The sequence below is a fragment of the Stenotrophomonas sp. NPDC078853 genome (assembly GCF_044901215.1).
GTDB classification, from domain to species: Bacteria; Pseudomonadota; Gammaproteobacteria; order Xanthomonadales; family Xanthomonadaceae; genus Stenotrophomonas; species Stenotrophomonas lacuserhaii.
On sequence record NZ_JBJDOQ010000010.1, the window covers coordinates 1 to 18,684 of the forward strand.

The 18,684-nt window shown below is 64.1% G+C and carries 15 protein-coding genes; 13 read left to right on the forward strand and 2 right to left on the reverse strand.

Annotation, left to right across the window (positions count from 1 at the left end; translation table 11 throughout):
* Window positions 1-237 precede the first annotated feature (237 nt).
* The 3 genes from ACI2JH_RS11410 to ACI2JH_RS11420 all read left to right on the forward strand — a co-directional run bounded on the left by ACI2JH_RS11410 (window position 238) and on the right by ACI2JH_RS11420 (window position 4,356).
* A complete protein-coding gene (locus ACI2JH_RS11410) occupies window positions 238-1,032 on the forward strand; it encodes a DUF4198 domain-containing protein (protein ID WP_349998863.1) in 795 nt (264 codons plus the stop codon).
* Between the two features lie 24 nt (window positions 1,033-1,056).
* Window positions 1,057-1,884, forward strand: a complete 828-nt coding sequence (locus ACI2JH_RS11415) for an EF-hand domain-containing protein (protein WP_404736239.1) — start codon at window positions 1,057-1,059, stop codon at window positions 1,882-1,884.
* A gap of 162 nt (window positions 1,885-2,046) precedes the next feature.
* Window positions 2,047-4,356: a TonB-dependent hemoglobin/transferrin/lactoferrin family receptor gene (locus ACI2JH_RS11420; protein ID WP_404736240.1), complete on the forward strand. Its 2,310-nt coding sequence runs from the start codon at window positions 2,047-2,049 to the stop codon at window positions 4,354-4,356.
* A gap of 161 nt (window positions 4,357-4,517) precedes the next feature.
* On the opposite strand, the gene ACI2JH_RS11425 is transcribed toward ACI2JH_RS11420, so the two are convergent.
* Entirely contained in the window at window positions 4,518-5,918 is a 1,401-nt protein-coding gene (locus tag ACI2JH_RS11425; RefSeq protein WP_182657198.1) for a DEAD/DEAH box helicase, read from the reverse strand.
* Window positions 5,919-6,538: 620 nt separating this feature from the next.
* On the opposite strand from ACI2JH_RS11425, the gene ACI2JH_RS11430 reads away from it, so the two are divergent.
* The gene (locus tag ACI2JH_RS11430) at window positions 6,539-7,528 is read left to right on the forward strand and encodes a fumarylacetoacetate hydrolase family protein (protein ID WP_404736241.1); all 990 of its coding nucleotides are present in this window, start codon (window positions 6,539-6,541) and stop codon (window positions 7,526-7,528) included.
* Window positions 7,525-8,211, forward strand: a complete 687-nt coding sequence (maiA, locus tag ACI2JH_RS11435; protein WP_404736242.1) for a maleylacetoacetate isomerase — start codon at window positions 7,525-7,527, stop codon at window positions 8,209-8,211. The genes ACI2JH_RS11430 and maiA overlap by 4 nt, the downstream gene beginning before the upstream one ends.
* Before the next feature lie 79 nt (window positions 8,212-8,290).
* On the opposite strand, the gene ACI2JH_RS11440 is transcribed toward maiA, so the two are convergent.
* Entirely contained in the window at window positions 8,291-9,418 is a 1,128-nt protein-coding gene (locus ACI2JH_RS11440; protein WP_042613770.1) for a PilT/PilU family type 4a pilus ATPase, read from the reverse strand.
* 125 nt (window positions 9,419-9,543) lie between these two features.
* Here ACI2JH_RS11440 and ACI2JH_RS11445 point away from each other — a divergent pair, with 125 nt between their 5' ends.
* The 8 genes from ACI2JH_RS11445 to ACI2JH_RS11480 all read left to right on the forward strand — a co-directional run bounded on the left by ACI2JH_RS11445 (window position 9,544) and on the right by ACI2JH_RS11480 (window position 18,683).
* On the forward strand, window positions 9,544-9,912 hold the full coding sequence (locus tag ACI2JH_RS11445; protein ID WP_191771406.1) for a DUF4398 domain-containing protein: 369 nt from the start codon (window positions 9,544-9,546) through the stop codon (window positions 9,910-9,912).
* Window positions 9,912-10,796: a hypothetical protein gene (locus ACI2JH_RS11450; protein WP_182656957.1), complete on the forward strand. Its 885-nt coding sequence runs from the start codon at window positions 9,912-9,914 to the stop codon at window positions 10,794-10,796. Before ACI2JH_RS11445 ends, ACI2JH_RS11450 begins: the two co-directional genes overlap by 1 nt.
* Before the next feature lie 325 nt (window positions 10,797-11,121).
* Entirely contained in the window at window positions 11,122-11,361 is a 240-nt protein-coding gene (locus tag ACI2JH_RS11455) for a YdcH family protein (RefSeq protein ID WP_101100166.1), read from the forward strand.
* Window positions 11,362-11,646: 285 nt separating this feature from the next.
* The gene (locus ACI2JH_RS11460; RefSeq protein ID WP_101100167.1) at window positions 11,647-13,017 is read left to right on the forward strand and encodes a pyridoxal-phosphate dependent enzyme; all 1,371 of its coding nucleotides are present in this window, start codon (window positions 11,647-11,649) and stop codon (window positions 13,015-13,017) included.
* Between the two features lie 126 nt (window positions 13,018-13,143).
* Entirely contained in the window at window positions 13,144-14,325 is a 1,182-nt protein-coding gene (locus ACI2JH_RS11465) for a cystathionine gamma-synthase (RefSeq protein WP_404736243.1), read from the forward strand.
* Window positions 14,326-14,402: 77 nt separating this feature from the next.
* Entirely contained in the window at window positions 14,403-15,233 is an 831-nt protein-coding gene (locus tag ACI2JH_RS11470) for an ABC transporter permease (protein ID WP_223181788.1), read from the forward strand.
* Entirely contained in the window at window positions 15,223-16,542 is a 1,320-nt protein-coding gene (locus ACI2JH_RS11475) for an ABC transporter ATP-binding protein (protein ID WP_404736244.1), read from the forward strand. The genes ACI2JH_RS11470 and ACI2JH_RS11475 overlap by 11 nt, the downstream gene beginning before the upstream one ends.
* A 5-nt stretch (window positions 16,543-16,547) precedes the next feature.
* The gene (locus ACI2JH_RS11480; RefSeq protein WP_404736286.1) at window positions 16,548-18,683 is read left to right on the forward strand and encodes a glycosyltransferase; all 2,136 of its coding nucleotides are present in this window, start codon (window positions 16,548-16,550) and stop codon (window positions 18,681-18,683) included.
* Window position 18,684: the final 1 nt, after the last annotated feature.

The window sequence follows — 18,684 nt, forward strand, 5'->3', positions numbered from 1 at the left end:
TGGGCCATGCAGGACCGTCTGTTCGCATGGATGCGAACAGCGAGCCTCCATGGACGGATTCACGGCGTGTCCTGCATGGCCCACCCACCCGGCGCCAACCCAGCAACCCGCTCCTGACCCACCCGCCGCGAGGGACCCAGCCGCTCGCAGCCTTAACAATCGTATTGCGAATCATTCGCAATAGGCATAGAGTGTGCGCCGCCGGACTGGGGCCGGTGCCTTCCACTCGAGATGCCGATGAAAACCTGCCTGTTGGCCGGCCTGTTACTGGCCGCCGCCGTGATGCCTGCCCATGCGCACACGCCGTACCTGGCGCCTGCGACCTTCCAGATCCAGCCCACCAGCCTGGTGACCCTGGATGCCAGCTTCGCCGAAACCTTTTTCGTGCCCGAAGTGGTGTTCGACAACAGCACCTTCGTGGTGACCGATCCGGATGGCATGCAGCATGCGCCGGACACCGTGCACCTGCTCAAGACCCGCGCGGTGGTGGAACAGCGCCTGCCGGGCAAGAAGGGCACTTACCGCTTCAGCACCGGCAACCGCCTGGGTGCGGTGTTCCGCACTTTTGAAGTCAACGGCAAGGTGGAAAGCAGCCGCGATCCGTCCAAGCCGCTGCCGGCGGGGGCGAAGATCGTCTCGCATTACCAGAGCCTGTCGCGTTCGGAGGTGTACCTGACCGCCGGCGCGCCGACCACCGAAGCGCTCGCACCGTATGGCAAGGGTCTGGAGTTGGTGCCGGTAACCCACCCGAGCGATCTGTATGCCGGCGAACACTTCCAGTTCGAAGTGCGCTACGACGGCAAGCCGCTGCCGGCGCAGAAGGTCGAGATCAACCGCGCGCTCGGCGATGGACAGGCGCAGCCGGCACCGATCGTGCTGACCACCGATGCCGCCGGCAAGGCCAGCCTGCCGCTGCAGCATGCCGGCGCCTACCTCGCGCTGATCCGCTACCGCGGCGTGGCACCCGAAGGCGCGGCCGCACCGCAGTACGGCAACAACTACACGCTCAGTTTCCGCGTGTTGGAACCCTGAACCCTCCTTCCAAGGCCCACCCGAATGAACAAGAGCGTGATCTTCATGGCCCTCCTGGCCACGACCACCGGCGCTGCCGCACAGGCGCCCCAGACCGGCGCCAAGGCACCATCCTCCGCCGCCGCCGACTTCCTTGAGCAGTTTGATCCTCAGGACACCGGCGCGGTCAGCTGGGCGCAGTTCGAGACCTTCCGCCGCGCCCGCTATGACGCCACCGACACCAACCGCGACGGCAGCGTCGACAAACAGGAATACATCGACGAATACCTGCAGCGCTTCGACGAGCGCCTGGCCCAGGCCCGCGAAGGCCACCTGCGGCAGACCGACACGCGCTTCAAGGCGCTGGACCGCGACAACGACGGCCGCATCAGCCGCGACGAGTTCGACGCGGCCGGAGAACGCACCTGGGCCGGTTACCAGAAGAGCCAGGAAGCGACCCGTGAAAGCGCGGCGGCGACCAACCGCGATCCGCTGAAGATGCCGACTTCGCACACCGCCAACGGCATGCTGGAACTGTATGACCGCAGCGGTGACGGGGTAGTCGACCGGGCCGAGTTCGATGCCGCGCGCGCCGCGACCTTCGCCGCCACCGACGCCGACGGCGATGGCCAGCTGGATCTGGCCGAGTACACCGCCGAGTTCGCCGGCCGCCTGGACGCGCAGCGCGCCTCGGTGCGCCAGGCTGGTGCCCGCCAGGCGGGCGTGCGTTTCGGTGCGCTGGACACCGACAAAGACGATCGGATGACCTTCGCCGAGTACCAGGTGTCGGGCAAGCGCCTGTTCGAGCGCGCCGACACCAACGGTGACCGCATTGTCGACGCGCGCGACCCGGAACCGGTGGCCTCACCCTGATCCACGCCGGTGCCGGCAAGCCGTCGGCACCACGGCGCCGCGACCACGCGTCGCGCGCCCGGAACCCGAACTTCCACGACCTCCCAGCCCGCACCGGCGCCACGCGCGCCGACAGCCAGGAACGGCGTACGTCCAGCCCTTTCTCCCTGCGGAGCTTTCCCGATGAACCTGTCCCTTTCCCTGCTCTCGCTGGAGGTGCTCGCCAGCCTGTCCGCGATGCCCGCCGCGCATGCCGATGCGCCGGCCGATGCCGGTACCCTCGATACCGTGCGCGTGGAAGCCGAACGCGCGAAGAAGAGCACCTCGCGCAACCAGAACGTCACCGTCCTCAGCGCTGCCGACCTGGACGCGGAAATGGCCAACAACATGGAAGAGGCGATCCGCTACATTCCCGGCGTCAGCGTGGTCGACATGGGCCGCTTCGGTGACAACGGCTTCAACATCCGTGGCCTGGAAAGCGACCGCGTGGCGATCACCGTCGACGGGCTGAGCCTGGGCGAATCGGTGGAGACCGCGCGTTCCTACGAGTTCTTCCGCGGCGGTCGCGGCGACGTGGACATCGACACGCTGAAAAGCCTGCAGGTGATCAAGGGCGCCGACTCCATCACCGCCGGCAGCGGGGCGCTGGGCGGCGCGGTGGTGTTCACCACCAAGGACCCGGCCGACTACCTGAAGGCGGCGGGCAATGACACGCACGTCGGCATGAAATTCGGCTACAGCGGTTCCAACGATGAAACGATGGGCACGCTGACCTTCGCCAACCGCACCGGCATCGCCGAATCGATGCTGGTCTACACCCGCCGCGAAGGCCATGAGTCGGAGAGCTGGTACGACACCACGGTGGACCGCACCGGCGTCGGCCGGCGGACGCCGGACCCGGTGGACAGCACCCGAGACAACCTGCTGGGCAAGCTGGACCTGCAGTTGGACCAGCGGAACACGCTGGGTTTCATGATCGAGCGCGGCCGCGCCCGCAATGAAGTGGACAACCTGTCGCGGGTCTATTCGCCAGGCTATCTGGAGCGCCGTGGTGACGACCGCAACGACCGTGACCGCTATGGCGTGCGCTGGCAGTACCGTGCGCAGAATGCGCTGTTCGACAGCATGGAGGCGCAGCTGGACCACCAGGTCACCGAAAGCCGCGGGCTGACCACCATCCTCGCCGGCAGTGGCTGCCCGGGCCGCACCGTGCCCTGCCTGCGCAGCGAGAACCGCTCCACCGAACAGACCCTGGACCGTGCAGCGCTGGATTTCAGCAAGGTGCTGGACAACGCCGGCGCGCGCCATGACATCGTCTACGGTCTGGCCTGGCAGACCCGCGACGTCGACTTCACCGCCGTGGATACGCGCTGGAACGCGGCCGGCGACATCGCCACCGTGGAGCAGGATCCACGCCAGGTGCCGAAGACCGATGCGCGCAACTGGAACCTGTACCTGCGTGACAGCATCACCCTGATGGAGGAGCGTCTGGTGCTCAGTGGCGGCGCACGCTATGACCGCTATGACTACTCGCCGACAGTAGACGCGACCTTCGTCGATCCGACCGGCAGCGTGCGCGACCTGCGGTTCTCCGCGCCCAGTTGGCAGCTCGGTGCCGAGTTCCGCTTCCTGCCCGATCATGCCGTGTGGGCCCAGGTCGGCCGGGGTTTCCGCGCGCCGAGCGTGGCCGATCTGTACTCACCGACCGGCAGCACGCTTGCCTTCGATGCCATCACCGGTGCCCAGGTGCAGTTCGATACGTCCTCGTCCAACCCGGACCTGGACGCGGAAAAAAGCCTCAACGTGGAACTGGGCTACCGCTGGAGCACCGACCGTGGTCAGCTGGGTTTCTCGCTGTTCCGCGACCGCTACAGCAACTTCATCGAGACGGTGACCACCGCACAGGCGTACCCCAACGGCTACCGCACCACTGCGACCGCGCCGATCCAGTACAGCTACAACGCCACCATGCCGATGAATGCCGGCAAGGTCACGGTGAAGGGCGCCGAGCTGGAAGGGCGCTGGCAGTTCAGCCACGCGTGGTCCTCGCGCATTGCCGCCGCTTACAGCGAAGGCGAGAAGGCCAACGGGGACCCGCTGGAAAGCATCGTGCCGGCCAGTGCGGTGGTCGGCCTGCGCTACGCGCCGTCACCGGTGTGGAATGTCACCGCCAACCTGACCCATGCGTGGGGCAAGAATGCCGATGATGCCTACACCACGCTGGCCAACGCAACGCGCGAGACGCCGGACTGGGTCGGCAAGGCCGATGGCTACACCGTGCTGGACCTGGTGGGCAGCTGGAACGTCACCGAACAGCTGCGGGTCAGTGCCGGCGTGTACAACCTGACCGATCGTGAGTACTACCTGTGGCAGCGCGTGCGCGGTAGCTACGAGGGCACCAATACGCTGTATGGCTATGTCAACGAGCAGGGCATCGGGCGGTACAGCGAACCGGGCCGCAACGCGCGCGTGACCGTGGCCTACAACTTCTGACATAGCGCGATGGTAGCGCCGAGCGCTGCTCGGCGTACGCGGAGAATCGGTAGCGCCGAGCCATGCTCGGCGGACGCAAACGAAAAAGGGACGAAGCTCGCGCTCCGTCCCTCTTTCAATCAGGCAAGACGACCGAAATCGTCACCTGTGCATGGCGCGGATCAGACCGCGCGGCTGCTGCTGCCCTGGCTGCGGCCACCGCCACCACGGCGCTGGCCCTGGCCCTGCGCAGCACGCGCCTGGCCGGCACCACCGCCGCCTTCGCGACGACCACCGCCGGCCTTCTTCGGGCCTGCATGGGCGTGACGCGGGGCATCGCTGTGCGGACGACGGGCATGCGAGGTCTTGCGCACGCCACGGTCACCCATATCGCTGTCGGCCTTGCCCGGGGCGCTGTTGCCCCAGCGGATCGGCACCTGCAGCTCGAAGCCCGGCACGTCGCGGATGTCCATGTCGCGGCCGAGCAGGCGCACGATCTGGCGCAGCAGCTTCACTTCATCCTGGGCAACCAGCGAAATCGCTTCGCCGGTGGCACCGTTGCGGCCGGTACGGCCGATGCGGTGCACGTAGTCTTCGGCGACCATCGGCAGGTCGAAGTTGATCACCTTCGGCAGCTCGTTGATGTCGATGCCGCGCGCGGCGATATCGGTGGCCACCAGCACGGTCACGCGACCGGCCTTGAAGTCAGCCAGTGCACGCAGGCGCTGGCCCTGGCTCTTGTTGCCGTGGATCGCGGCGGTCTTGATGCCGGACTTGTCCAGGAACGCGGCCAGCTTGTCGCTGCCGTGCTTGGTGCGGGCGAAGACCAGGGTCTGCTCGCGGCTGTCCTGGGCGAGCAGGTGCAGCAGCAGGTCGCGCTTGCGACCGCCATCGACCGGGTGCACGCGGTGGGTGATCAGTTCGGCGACGGTGTTCTTCGGCGTGACCTGGATCTGCTCCGGGTTGCGCATGAACTCCATCGCCAGCTGCTTGATGCTCTCTTCGAAGGTCGCCGAGAACAGCAGGGTCTGGCGGTTCTGCTTGGGCAGCTTGGCCAGGATGCGCTTGATCGACGGCAGGAAGCCCATGTCGAGCATGCGATCGGCCTCGTCCAGCACCAGCACTTCAATGCCGGACAGGTCGATGCTGCGACGCTCGATATGATCGATCAGGCGGCCCGGGCAGGCCACCAGCAGGTCCACGCCACGGCGCAGGATGTCCAGCTGGTTGCCCATGCCGACGCCGCCGTAGATGCAGGCACTCGGGATGCGCAGGTACTTGCTGTAGCCGCGCAGGCTGTCGTGCACCTGGGTGGCCAGTTCGCGGGTCGGGGTCAGGATCAGGGCGCGCGGCTTGCGCGGGCCGCCGTTGGACACTTCCTGCGAATTGGTGGCCAGGTGCTGCAGCAGCGGCAGGCCGAAGGCGGCGGTCTTGCCGGTGCCGGTCTGTGCGCCGGCCAGCAGGTCACGGCCGGCCAGGGCGAGCGGGATGGCCTGCTCCTGGATGGCGGTGGGGGTTTCATAGCCCTGCTCGGAAAGCGCACGCAGCAGGAAGGGCGCAAGGCCCAGGGATTCAAAAGACATTCGAGAAAGCTCCAAAAACAGAGAACGCCTGACCGAATGGCCAAGCGGGGGCAGATCGATGAGATCGGCTGACTCGGAGCGTTCCCGTGAACCGCGCTGCGAGAATTGGGTGCAGCCGGCGCGGAGAGCGCAGGCTGGAATGCGTGACGAACGGCGCCGGAGTGGGGGCGGGCGAGGGGTCGGGTGACCTGGCTCGCCGGCGATCCCGGAGGGAAACGGACGGCCGCTGCAGACCGGCGAAGTCTAACCGAAGAATGAGATCCGGCGCAAAGGTGCGCGTTCAGGTTTGGCTTTAGTGCAAAAGCCGGATCCGGGTGGGGGCCGGGCGGGGAGGCTGTGCGGGGGACGGCAAAGGCCGCATCCTGCGGGCCTCGTTTCGCGCCATCCATGGCGCTCAACGCCCTCGCACAGCCTCCCCGCCCGGCCCCGCTGACAGGTTCCGTGGCGTCTGGAGAGCGGGTAGCGCCGAGCCGTGCTCGGCGGAGGGTAGGGCGCGAGCGGGGTCTCCGATCATCGGCATGTGCGGCATACACTCCTTGCCATGCGGCGGCGCAGCTTTCCGGCGTCGCGGGGGTTTGATTACACTTGAAACTTGTTTGCCACCTCAGCCGGATGTGCCCATGAAGCTTGGTTCTTTGAAGGAAGGCGGCCGCGACGGCACCTTGATTGTCGTTTCGCGTGACCTGGAGCGCGGGGTGCGCGCCACGGGCATCGCCGCGACGTTGCAGGCGGCGCTGGAAGACTGGGCGCGCAGCGCGCCGCGGTTGCAGGCGTTGTCCGATTCGCTGAATGCCGGCGACGCCGATGGGGTGTTCGACATCGATATGCAGGCGTTGGCCTCGCCGCTGCCGCGTGCGTATGAATTCCTGGATGGCAGTGCCTACCTGCCGCACGTGGCACGGGTACGCCGGGCGCGTGGCGCGGAGGTGCCCGACAGCTTCTATACCGATCCGCTGATGTACCAGGCGACCAGCGCCGGTTTTTATGGTCCGCGCGATGCGGTGAAGGTGGTCAGCGAAGACCATGGCATCGACCTGGAAGCGGAGATCGTCGTGGTCACCGATGACGTGCCGATGGCCGTCAGCCCGGAACAGGCGGCCACGCACATCCAGCTGATCGGGCTGGTCAACGACGTATCACTGCGCAACCTGATCCCGGGCGAGCTGGCCAAGGGCTTCGGTTTCCTGCAGTCCAAGCCGCGCTCGGCGCTGTCGCCGGTGTTCGTCACTCCCGATGAGCTCGGTGATGCATGGCAGGACAGCAAGCTGCATCTGCCGCTGGTGACCCACGTCAACGGCGCCTGGTTCGGTGCGCCGGAAGCGGGCGTGGACATGCAGTTCAACTTCGGCCAGCTGGTGGCGCATGCGGCGAAGACCCGTCCACTGGGCGCGGGCACCCTCGTCGGTTCGGGCACCATCGCCAACGAGGACACCGGCAAGGGGGCGTCGTGTTTCGCCGAGCTGCGCACGGTGGAAACGCTGCGCGACGGCAAGCCGAGCACGCCGTTCATGTCGTTCGGCGACGTGGTGCGCATCGAGATGCTGGACGCCAACGGGGCCAGTATTTTCGGTGCCATCGAACAGCGCATCGAGCAGGCCGCCACGCCGTGAGCGGCGCATCGGCGCCTGCGCCGGGCGGGCAGGGCGAGATCGTCCTGCACACCTATTGGCGTTCCAGCGCGGCCTACCGCGTACGCATCGGGCTGAACCTGAAAGGCCTGGCGTGGCAGGGCCAGGCGGTGCACCTGGTGCGCGGCGGTGGTGAGCAGCATCGGGACAGCTATCACCGGTTGAATCCTCAGGAGCTGGTGCCGACGCTGCAGCATCGTGGGCAGGTGCTGACCCAGTCGATGGCGATCCTGGAGTATCTGGACGAGGTGTTCGCCGACCACGCGCTGCTGCCAGCCGACCCGGCCGGTCGTGCACGGGTGCGTGCCCTGGCCCAGCTGGTGGCCTGCGATATCCACCCGCTCAATAACCTGCGGGTGATGCAGTACCTGGAGGGGCGGTTGCAGCTGGCCGCGGATGCGCGCACGCAGTGGACCCTGCACTGGATGGCCGAAGGGCTGTCGGCCATGGAGACGATGCTGGCCGCCAGCCCGGACACCGGCACGTTCTGCCACGGTGACCGGCCCGGCCTGGCCGATGCGTGCCTGGTGCCCCAGCTGTACAACGCGCATCGCTTCGGACTGGACCTGGCCGGCTATCCAATCCTGCGCCGTATCGAAGCGGCCTGCCTGGCGCTGCCCGCCTTCGATGCCGCCCGCCCCGAGAACCAGCCCGACGCCGCCTGACGAAAAAGGGGACGGAGGGGATTAAGTCGTTTTCGACCCGACCGGTCGAAAACGACTTAATCCCCTCCGTCCCCTTTTTTCAGAAGCCGTGCGAGATGGTCGGCTGGCCGGCGGAGAAGTCCGCGTAGGGATCGTGCTCGCCGCTGCTGCCTTCGGACAGGCGGAACTTCAGCGCCAGCCCGTCGCGTGAATCGGCTGCGCGCAGCGCCTCTTCGATGTCGACGATGCCGTCCTTGACCATCCGGAACAGGCACTGGTCGAAGCTTTCCATGCCTTCTTCCAGCGAGGCTTCCATCGCCGCCTTGATCTCGTGCACCTGGCCGCGGCGCAGCAGGTCGCGGATCATCGGGGTGTTGATCAGCACTTCGGTCGCCGGCAGGCGGCGGCCGTCGTGGCCCTTGACCAGGCGCTGGCTGATGACCCCGCGCAGGTTCAACGACAGGTTCATCAGCACGTTGCGATGCGCGCTTTCCGGGAAGAAGTTGAGGATGCGTTCGATCGTCTGGTCGGCGTTGTTGGAGTGCAGGGTGGCCAGGCACAGGTGCCCGGTTTCGGCGAAGGCGATGGCCGCCTCCATCGTTTCCGCATCCAGGATTTCGCCGATCAGGATCACGTCCGGCGCTTCACGCATCGCGTTCTTCAGTGCGTTGTGGAAGGCGTGGGTGTCCAGGCCGACTTCGCGCTGGTTGACGATCGACATCTTGTGCTTGTGCAGGTATTCGATCGGGTCCTCGATGGTGAGGATGTGCCCGGTCGTGGTGCTGTTGCGGTGGTCGATCATCGACGCCAGCGAGGTCGATTTGCCCGAGCCGGTGGACCCCACCACCAGCACCAGGCCCCGCGGCGTCATGATGACGTCCTTCAGCACCTGCGGCAGGTTCAGCTCTTCGATGCTGGGGATCCGGCTGCGGATGGCGCGGATGACCATGCCGACTTCGCCGCGCTGCTTGAACACGTTCACGCGGAAGCGCCCGGTGTCGGCCAGGGCGATCGCCATGTTGAGCTCCAGGTCGCGTTCGAACTGGGGCACCTGGCCTTCGTCCATCAGCGAATAGGCGATTTTCTTGACCATCCCCGGCGGCAGGCCGGTGTTGCCCAGCGGGTAGAGCTTGCCTTCAATCTTGATGTACACCGGCGCGCCGGTCGTCAAAAACATGTCCGAAGCGTTCTTTTCGGTCATCAGCTTCAGGAAGTAGCCGATATCCATCGCGTTTTTCCCCAAAAACGAGTCGCCGACGGCTCAAGTTGCAAGCATGGCGTCGGCATGACGACAATGGCCGTGCACAACAACCGGCACGGCCTCCCCAAATGAATCGACGTAGCTTCGCACAAATGCGCCATGGCCTGTATGTGATGGCGTTGGCATTCGCACTCTCCGCCCCCGCCCCGGCTTTCGCCCAGGACGGTGCGCTTGAGTTGTCCCAGGCCCGCCAGGCGGTGGACCGGGCCACCCAGGCAGACGCCGACCAGTACGCGCCGGACCTGATCGGCATGGCCCGGCAAGGGCTGCAGCAGGCCCAGCGCGCCGCCGACGACCGCCGCGAGCGCAAGAACGCGCCAGCCATGGCCCTGCGCGCTGCCGCCGACGCCGACCTGGCCCGCGCACGCAGCGAGGAAGCCACCGCGACCTCGCAGCTGCAGCTGCGCCGCAATGAAGTCAACCAGCTGCAGCGCCAGCTCGAAACCGGGGAAAACCGCTGATGCGTGCACGTTCGATCTATCTCGCCGCCGGTCTTCTGGCCCTGCCGCTGCTGGCCGTCGCCGCCGATGACCCGCTGGTGATGCAGCTCAACCAACGCCTCATGGCGATCTCGGCCAATCCGGACACGGCCAACCTGGGCGCCTTTGAACGGATGCAGGCACAGCAGGCGATCAGCACCTTCAGCAACGCCAAGCGCCGCGATCAGGAGCTGACCCGCTACCTGGCCGAGCGCCGGGTGGAGATCGCCGAGACCGCCGTGCGTGCCGCCCTGGCCCAGCGCGAGGTCGACCAGCTGGAGCGCACCCGCAGCGATCTGCTGATCGAGGCCAGCCGTCGCGAGGCGGCGCGCGCGCGCCAGGAGGCCGAGCGCCTGCGCGTGCAGGCACAGATCCAGGCTGAAGAGTCCGAGCGCCTGCGCATGGCCGCCGAAAGCGAAGCGCTGGCCCGCCAGGACGCGGAGAACGCGCTGACCAGCGTAGCCGGCAAGCAGCAGCAGCGTCTCAGCGCAGCCCAGCAGAATGCCGCCAAGCTGGCCCGCGAGGAGGCCGAACTGGTCTCCGGGCAGAAGCTGCCGGGCAGCCGGTTCGACAGCCGTGGGGAAGTGTTCACCCTCGGTGGCGATGCCTACGCTAATGGCCAGGCCGCCCTGTCCAACGCGGCAAAGAACCAGGCCAAGGCACTCGGCGAGTACCTGAACATCGGTCGCAAGGGGCGAGTGCGGATCGAGGCCTATGACAGCGCCAACGGTGTGGGCCAGCGACGTGCCGAGGCGCTGCGCGACGCACTGGTCGCGGCCGGGGTTGCCAGCAACCGGATCCAGGTCGCCGGCAAGAAGGCGGCGTCCACGCGCGCCCGTTCGGCAGAGGTGATCGTTTCACCTTAAAGTATTGTTTTCGTTAATAAATGGGCGTCCGGTCTCACTTGCCTGAACCACTCGTCGCCGCAAGAGGTTTTTTTGTCGCATGGGGCTTGTAGCCCCCCTCGGGCAAGCGTAGGGTCAATCGTCCGGGACGCATCGTGCGGACCGGACGACGGGAGGGCCGGGCCGATGCAATCTGGGCACGAACCGAAGCAGGCAATCATCCACGGGCCAGTGTGGAATGCCGGACGGAACGCCGCCCTGTGCGCCGACCGCGCCCTTCTTCTCCCGACAGACGCCCCGTGCCGCCAGGCCGGGGCGTTCGTGTTTCTGCTGAAGGAGGTACATCATGTTTGAAGATCAGTCCCAGAGCGAGATCGAGGCCCGCCGCGCGCGCGATCCGGAGTTCCGGACCCTGCATGACGAACACCGGAAGTTGAATCGCCAGTGCATGGATGCCGAGCTCGGCGTGTTCGCCGTGAGTGATGTCACCCTGGGCCGGATGAAGCGGGAAAAGCTGCTGGCCAAGCAACGTCTCCTGCGCATGCTCGAGACCGCCCCGCAATCGCAGTCCTCCCCCTCGCATTGACGCATCCGCGCCCCGCCGGGCGTTCCGGCCAGTAACGGCCGTCGTGTCGGCGCGCCGTTGAGGCCGACACCGCCCGGGCACCGCAGGCCGTGGTGCCCGGGCTGCTTCAACCCCGTTCCCTGTCGCGGACGGCGTGGACCTCCTCGTCGGTCCATGTCGTCCGCGCCACTTGGCCCCGGCGCATTCTTCGAGCGCGTGGCCGGCCGGCGAGGCCTACCATCTTCACGCCCATACAGCGGATAATCGACTGTCCGGCCCTGCGCGGCGCGAATCGAAGTTCCCCGAATGCCCATCCATGCTTCCGTCCTCGACCTCATTGGCCAGACCCCCATCGTCAAGGCCCAGCGCCTGGATACCGGTGTCTGCGAGCTGTTCCTGAAGCTCGAAAGCGCCAACCCGGGCGGATCGATCAAGGACCGTATCGGCCTGTCGATGATCGAGGCGGCGGAAAAGCGCGGCGATCTCAAGCCTGGCGCCACGCTGGTGGAAGGCACCGCGGGCAATACCGGCCTGGGCCTGGCGCTGGTGGCCCAGCAGAAGGGCTACAAGCTGGTGCTTGTGGTTCCCGACAAGATGAGCCGGGAAAAAATCTTCAACCTCAAGGCGATGGGCGCCGAAGTGCGGCTGACCCGTTCGGACGTGGCCAAGGGCCATCCGGAGTACTACCAGGACCTGGCCAAGACCATCGCCGACCAGATCCCCGGCGCCTATTTCATCAACCAGTTCGGCAACCCGGACAATCCGGCAGCGCACGAGTTCGGTACCGGCCCGGAAATCCTGGAGCAGATGGGCGGCGAGCTGGACGCGATCGTGTTCGGCTGCGGCAGCTCGGGCACAATGACCGGCCTGTCGCGCGCGTTCTCCACCCTGTCGCCGAAGACCGAGCTGGTGCTGGCCGATCCGGTGGGCTCGATCCTGGCCGAGTACATCAACGACGGCGTGCTCAATGACAAGTCCGGCAGCTGGCTGGTGGAAGGCATCGGCGAGGACTTCCTGCCGTCGATCTCCGACTTCAGCCGGGTCAAGAAGGCCTATGCCATCACCGACGCCGAAAGCTTCCATACCGCCCGCGAACTGCTTGGCAAGGAAGGCATTTTGGGCGGCTCGTCCACCGGTACCCTGCTGGCGGCGGCGCTGAAGTACTGCAAGGAACAGACCACGCCGAAGCGGGTGCTGGTGCTGGTCTGCGACACCGGCAACAAGTATCTGTCCAAGATGTACAACGACTACTGGATGCTGGACAACGGCTTCCTGGAGCGCCCGCAGCACGGCGACCTGCGCGACCTGATCCTGCGCCCGTACGGCCAGCGCGACACCGTGGTCATCGGCCCGAACGACCTGCTGACCACCGCCTACCAGCGCATGAAGCTGTATGACGTGTCCCAGCTGCCGGTCGTTGACGGCGACACGCTGGTCGGCATCGTCGATGAAAGCGACGTGCTGCTGCATGTGTACGGCGATGAAGCGCGCTTCCGCGACACCGTGTCCACCGCGATGGTCAGCAAGCTGGACCGGCTGGACGTGAAATCGCCGATCGAAGCGCTGTTGCCGGTGTTCGACCGCGGCCAGGTGGCGATCATCATGGACGGCGATACGTTCCTGGGCCTGATCACCCGGATCGATCTGCTGAACTACCTGCGCCGTCGCGTTCAGTAAGGCGACGTTCGAAGTTTTTACACATTGAATCCGCGTTTATCAGGGTCAAAGGTCATTAAGGCCGCGCTGATAGACTCCCGAACCTTCAACGGCGACCACCTTGGGCGCCCAGCAGGAAACCCTTATATGTCTGACTCTTCAAGGCCGGCCCACGAGCGCGCGCTTTCGCTGGCCACGCTGGCCATCCACGGCGGCCAGTCGCCCGATCCCAGCACCGGCGCGGTGATGCCGCCGATCTACGCCACGTCCACCTATGCGCAGAGCAGCCCGGGCGAGCACCAGGGCTTCGAGTATTCGCGTACCCACAACCCGACGCGCTTCGCCTACGAGCGCTGCGTGGCCTCACTGGAAGGCGGCTCGCGTGGGTTCGCGTTCGCTTCCGGCATGGCCGCCACCTCCACGGTGATGGAGCTGCTGGATGCGGGCAGCCACGTGGTGGCGATGGATGACATCTACGGCGGTACCTTCCGCCTGTTCGAGCGCGTGCGTCGCCGCACCGCCGGCCTGGATTTCAGCTTCGTCGACCTGACCGACCTGGCCGCGTTCGAAGCGGCGATCACCCCGGCCACGAAGATGGTCTGGATTGAAACGCCGACCAACCCGATGCTGAAGATCGTCGATATCGCAGCGGTCGCAGCGGTCGCGAAGAAGCACGGCCTGGTCATCGTGGTCGACAACACCTTCGCCTCGCCGATGCTGCAGCGCCCGCTTGAACTCGGCGCGGACCTGGTGCTCCACTCGGCCACCAAATACCTCAACGGCCATTCGGACATGGTCGGCGGCATGGTGGTGGTGGGTGACAACGCGGGATTGGCTGAGCAGATGGCCTTCCTGCAGAACTCGATCGGTGGCGTGCAGGGCCCGTTCGACAGCTTCCTGGCGCTGCGTGGGCTGAAGACGCTGCCGCTGCGCATGAAAGCGCATTGCGCCAATGCGATGGCGCTGGCGCAATGGCTGGAAACCCAGCCTGCGGTGGAGAAGGTGATCTATCCGGGGTTGAAGAGCCATCCGCAGCATGAGCTGGCCACGCGCCAGATGAACGGCTACGGCGGTATCGTATCGATCGTGCTGAAGGGTGGGTTCGAGGCGGCGAAGGTGTTCTGCGAGCGGACGGAGCTGTTTACCCTGGCCGAGTCGCTGGGCGGGGTGGAAAGCCTGGTGAACCATCCTGCGGTGATGACGCATGCTTCCATTCCGGTTGAGCGGAGGGAGAAGCTTGGGATCAGTGCGGGGCTGGTGCGGTTGAGTGTGGGGGTTGAGGAGTTGGGGGATCTTATGGTGGATCTTGAGAGGGCGCTTTCGGGCTGACTGCTCTCGTTCAGTTGAAACCACGTATCTCGCCCTCCGTTTGGGAGGGGCGACGCCAGCAATTCAGGAAGTCAAGAATGTTCAATTCAAACCAAGCGATGAGCCTGGCCCCGACTACCGCGATCCGCTCAATAGTGCATTACCGCGTCTTGATTCTGGATATGATCAAGCGAGAGGTAGTCGGCCGCTATAGGGGTTCGGTCATGGGCCTTCTGTGGTCCTTCTTTACGCCCGTCTTGATGCTGGTCGTCTACACCTTTGTCTTCAGCGTCGTGTTCCAGGCCCGTTGGACAGGTGGTTCGGGCTCCAAGACAGAATTCGCGGTAGTTCTGTTCATCGGCATGATGATCTTTGGTTTGTTTGCGGAGTGCATGAACCGTGCACCCTCACTCATCCTGTCCAACGCGAACTATGTAAAAAAGGTGATTTTTCCATTGGAGATCCTTCCAGTGGTAGCGCTCGGTGCCGCGCTGTTCCATTTCGCAGTCAGTATGCTGGTATGGCTGCTTTTCTACGGTGTCCTGTTTGGTGTCCCGTCGATGCAGGCCCTCTGGCTGCCGGTCGTGCTTCTGCCGTTGGCGTTGATGTGTTTGGGCATCTCCTGGTTACTTGCTTCGCTCGGCGTGTATCTTCGCGATGTGGGACAGGTCATCGCCGTCGTCACCACCGCCATGATGTTCATGTCACCTGTCTTCTTCCCGGTGGCTGCGATGCCCGAGGCGTTCCGACCATACCTCTACCTGAGCCCGCTGACCTATTTCATTGAGCAGTCAAGAGACCTGCTCATATGGCATGGCAGCATGCATTGGATGACATGGTTCCAGATGCTTGGACTGTCACTGGCGATGGTTGTCTTGGGCTTTGCTTGGTTCCAGAAGACCAGAAAGGGTTTCGCAGATGTCATCTGAGAACGCCATTGAAGTAAGTAACCTGAGCAAGTGCTATCAGATCTACGACACGCCTCGTGATCGTCTGATGCAGATGTTGTTTGGTGGTGGAAACAAGCGTTTCTACCGTGAATTCTGGTCGTTGCGTGAGATTTCCTTCAGCATTCCGAAGGGAAAGGTATACGGGATTCTCGGCAAGAACGGCGCCGGAAAATCGACGCTGCTGCAGATCATCTGTGGCACGTTGGCGGCGACGACAGGTGAGGCGAGGGTGGCTGGACGTGTTTCGGCGCTGCTTGAGCTGGGCTCGGGATTCAATCCCGAATTCACTGGTATAGAAAACATCTACATGAACGCCCAGTTGCTGGGTCTCACCCGCGCCGAAGTGGACGGAAAGCTTGATCATATCATCGCCTTCGCCGACATCGGCGATCATGTGCATCAGCCAGTCAAGACCTACTCAAGCGGCATGTTCGCGCGACTGGCGTTCTCTGTCGCCATCCATGTGGACCCGGACATCCTTATTGTCGATGAGACGCTCAGCGTCGGCGATGCATGGTTTCAGCATAAAAGCATGGCGCGCATGCGCAAGCTCATGGAGAGTGGCTGCACCGTGCTGTTTGTCAGCCACTCGATTGATGCGGTCCGAGCTCTGTGCGATTACGCGATCTGGATCGATGGCGGTACTCTGAAAATGCAGGGAAATGTCACCGAGGTGACCAATGCCTACATGAATGATGTATTCGTCGAACATAACAGGCTTATTCTTGAAGCAAACGACGTACCCATCCACGATGAGCTCGACAACGTAGCGGTGGCAGGCCCAACGCAGGTTGTTGCAAACGATCAGGAAGAAGCAACGCCGATCGATGCGGAAATGCCTTCCGACGGTGCCGTTCTGCATGTGCAGGCGGTGCAAGTACTTAACGCTGATGGCAAACCGGTTGATCGAATCGAACAGCGGGACGAGCTCTCGTTGGCCATTGACGTCAAGTTCCACAAGGCGTTGAAAAACGTCAGCATTGGTTTCCTCATCAAGGATCAGTTCGGTCAGGAATTGACGGGGGAAAGCATTTTCAACAGCTTCCGCAAGGGCGTGGAAGTGCATGCGGGTCAATTGTTGCGTGTCAGATTCAGGGGGGCGAATCTGCTGAGAGGGGGGCAATCCTACTCGGTTGCGATTCGTATCAATCAGGTCAGCCGATGGGACCGCAGCGACAATGTCGTCATCTATGCCGACGAATTGGCGGCGGTCTTCGATGTGTTGACAGACAACGACGAACCCATGTGGTTCAAATTCAGAATGCCCTTCAAGGTGGAATGCCAGTGAGCCGTATGGAAGTGAGCGTGGTGTTGAACCTGCATCGGGAGTCATTACTCCTGACGCCTACCCTTTTGTCGCTTGACGCGTGCGCACACGAAGCCAGGAAAGCGGGGATTTCGGTCGAACTGATAGCGGTTTTTGACCGGACAGACGGCGCAACCCGGGAGGCGTTCGACGCGCAGCGTCTCGAGGGATTTTCCCGTATCGAGACGGTTGAAGTGAATGTGGGCTCACTTGGGTTGGCGCGAAACGCAGGCATCGAGCGAGCCACGGGTGAGTACATCTGGACCTCGGATTCCGATGACCTGGTTTCATCCAACGCCATCGTCGCCTTGCTGGATACCGCCCGCAACAACCCAAATCCGGACGTGGTCGTTTTCATTGAATATCTCTGTGCCTTCGGCGACCGGTACCACAACGTCCGATACTTCGACTCGAAATATCTCACTGCAGGGGATTTCGCCCTTCATCACCCCTACATTTCCCGTATTTTCGTGCCGCGGGCCGCGTTCGACCAGTGCGGCTACGACGATTTGAGGGTGGCGTCAGGGTTCGCCTATGAGGATTGGCATCTCAATTGCAATCTTCGTGCCCGCGGTTACGATATGGTGGTCGCGCCCGACACGGTCATCTTTTATCGGCAGCGTAACGGCAGTCTGCTCCGGCAGGCGGATGCCGCGTCATCACGCCTCATCCCGCACGGCCCGTTGTTTGATCGCAAGGTGTTTCTTGCCGACGTCCAGCGTTCGCGTTCCCAGGGCGGAGATTGGGCGAAACTTGTGCGGGAGCGGCAGGAGATCGCCTCGGCGGACAATACCGCACTGTTTACTTCCTCATCAAAGCTGATGGGCTATCTGCGCGACGCCGTTGAACTGGAGCCCGAGATCGAACCGTACCGGGTCGAGTCGGCGGGAAGCTATAGCCCCATGCCGTGGAGCCCGGCACATTGGGGAATGCAGCTGGAAAATCTCTACCGGATGATCGGGGGGGAGACCTTCACCGATATCGTGCTGTTGCCTTGGCTGCGTCCAGGCGGTGGCGAAAAATACATCATGCAGGTGCTGGACAGGATTGCCGAGCAGGCGCCTGATTCGCGTCTGCTGGTCGTTGCGGGAGAATCCGCGCCGCGGCACGAATGGGTGTCGCGTCTCCCGGCCGGGAGCGTATTCCTCGATATCTGCAATGCGTTCCCAGCCCTGAACGAGGTCGAGCGGGATGCCATGACCATCCGAGCCTTGCTGGCGGTGTCTTCCGACGGCGCGCGTCTGCACCTGAAATCTTCTGGGTTTGCGCATCGGCTGCTGGACTCGTTCGGCCCGGTAATGGGTGCCAGTTTCCGGATTGTTTATTATCGTTTCTGTGATGGCACGTACAGCTGGCAGGGCAAGATCAGGCGTGGTCCCTGGGGCATGAGCGTGATGCGCAAGCATTTGCCCGGGTTCTGGAAAGTCGTGACCGATTGCAACGCCGTTCTGGACGATGATCAACGCTTTCTCGGCCCGCTTCCCAGCTACGAGGTGGTCTATGCGAAATGTGACGTACCGCGCGTGGTAGACGCAGGGCGGGCGGTACAGAAGCGGCTGCTGTGGGCATCGCGCGTGGATGTGCAGAAGCGGCCGGAGCGTCTGCTGCAGATCGCCACAGCATTGAAGACCGCCGGCGTCAATGTCGAGATCGACGCGTTTGGCTCGGCCGACGCGGGCGTTGATGTGAAGGCGATCTTCGGTTCGGGCACCGGCCTGGCTGGCGCTAAGGTGAACTATCGTGGCGGTTTCTCGTCCGTGTCGGATTTGCCTATCGAAAAATATGACGCATTCATCTACACCAGCGACTTTGATGGACTTCCGAACGTGCTGCTCGAGATGTTGGGCGCTGGACTGCCTGCGATAGCGCCGGACATTGGCGGTATCCGTGAGGTGGTGATTGACGGCGTGACCGGAAAACTGGTGAACAGCGTTGATGAGGCCTCTCTGATAGCCGCGTATGTCGATGCTGTGAAAGAAATCTACGGCGATTGGGAGGCTACGCTGCAACTGGGGCTTCGGGCGCGCGAACTGATCGCTGCGCAGCACGGCGCGGATGTTTTTGCAGAAAGGGTTGCCGGGGCCCTCGATCTCGGCTGGCTGGACTCCCGTAAGGTTTCTTGAT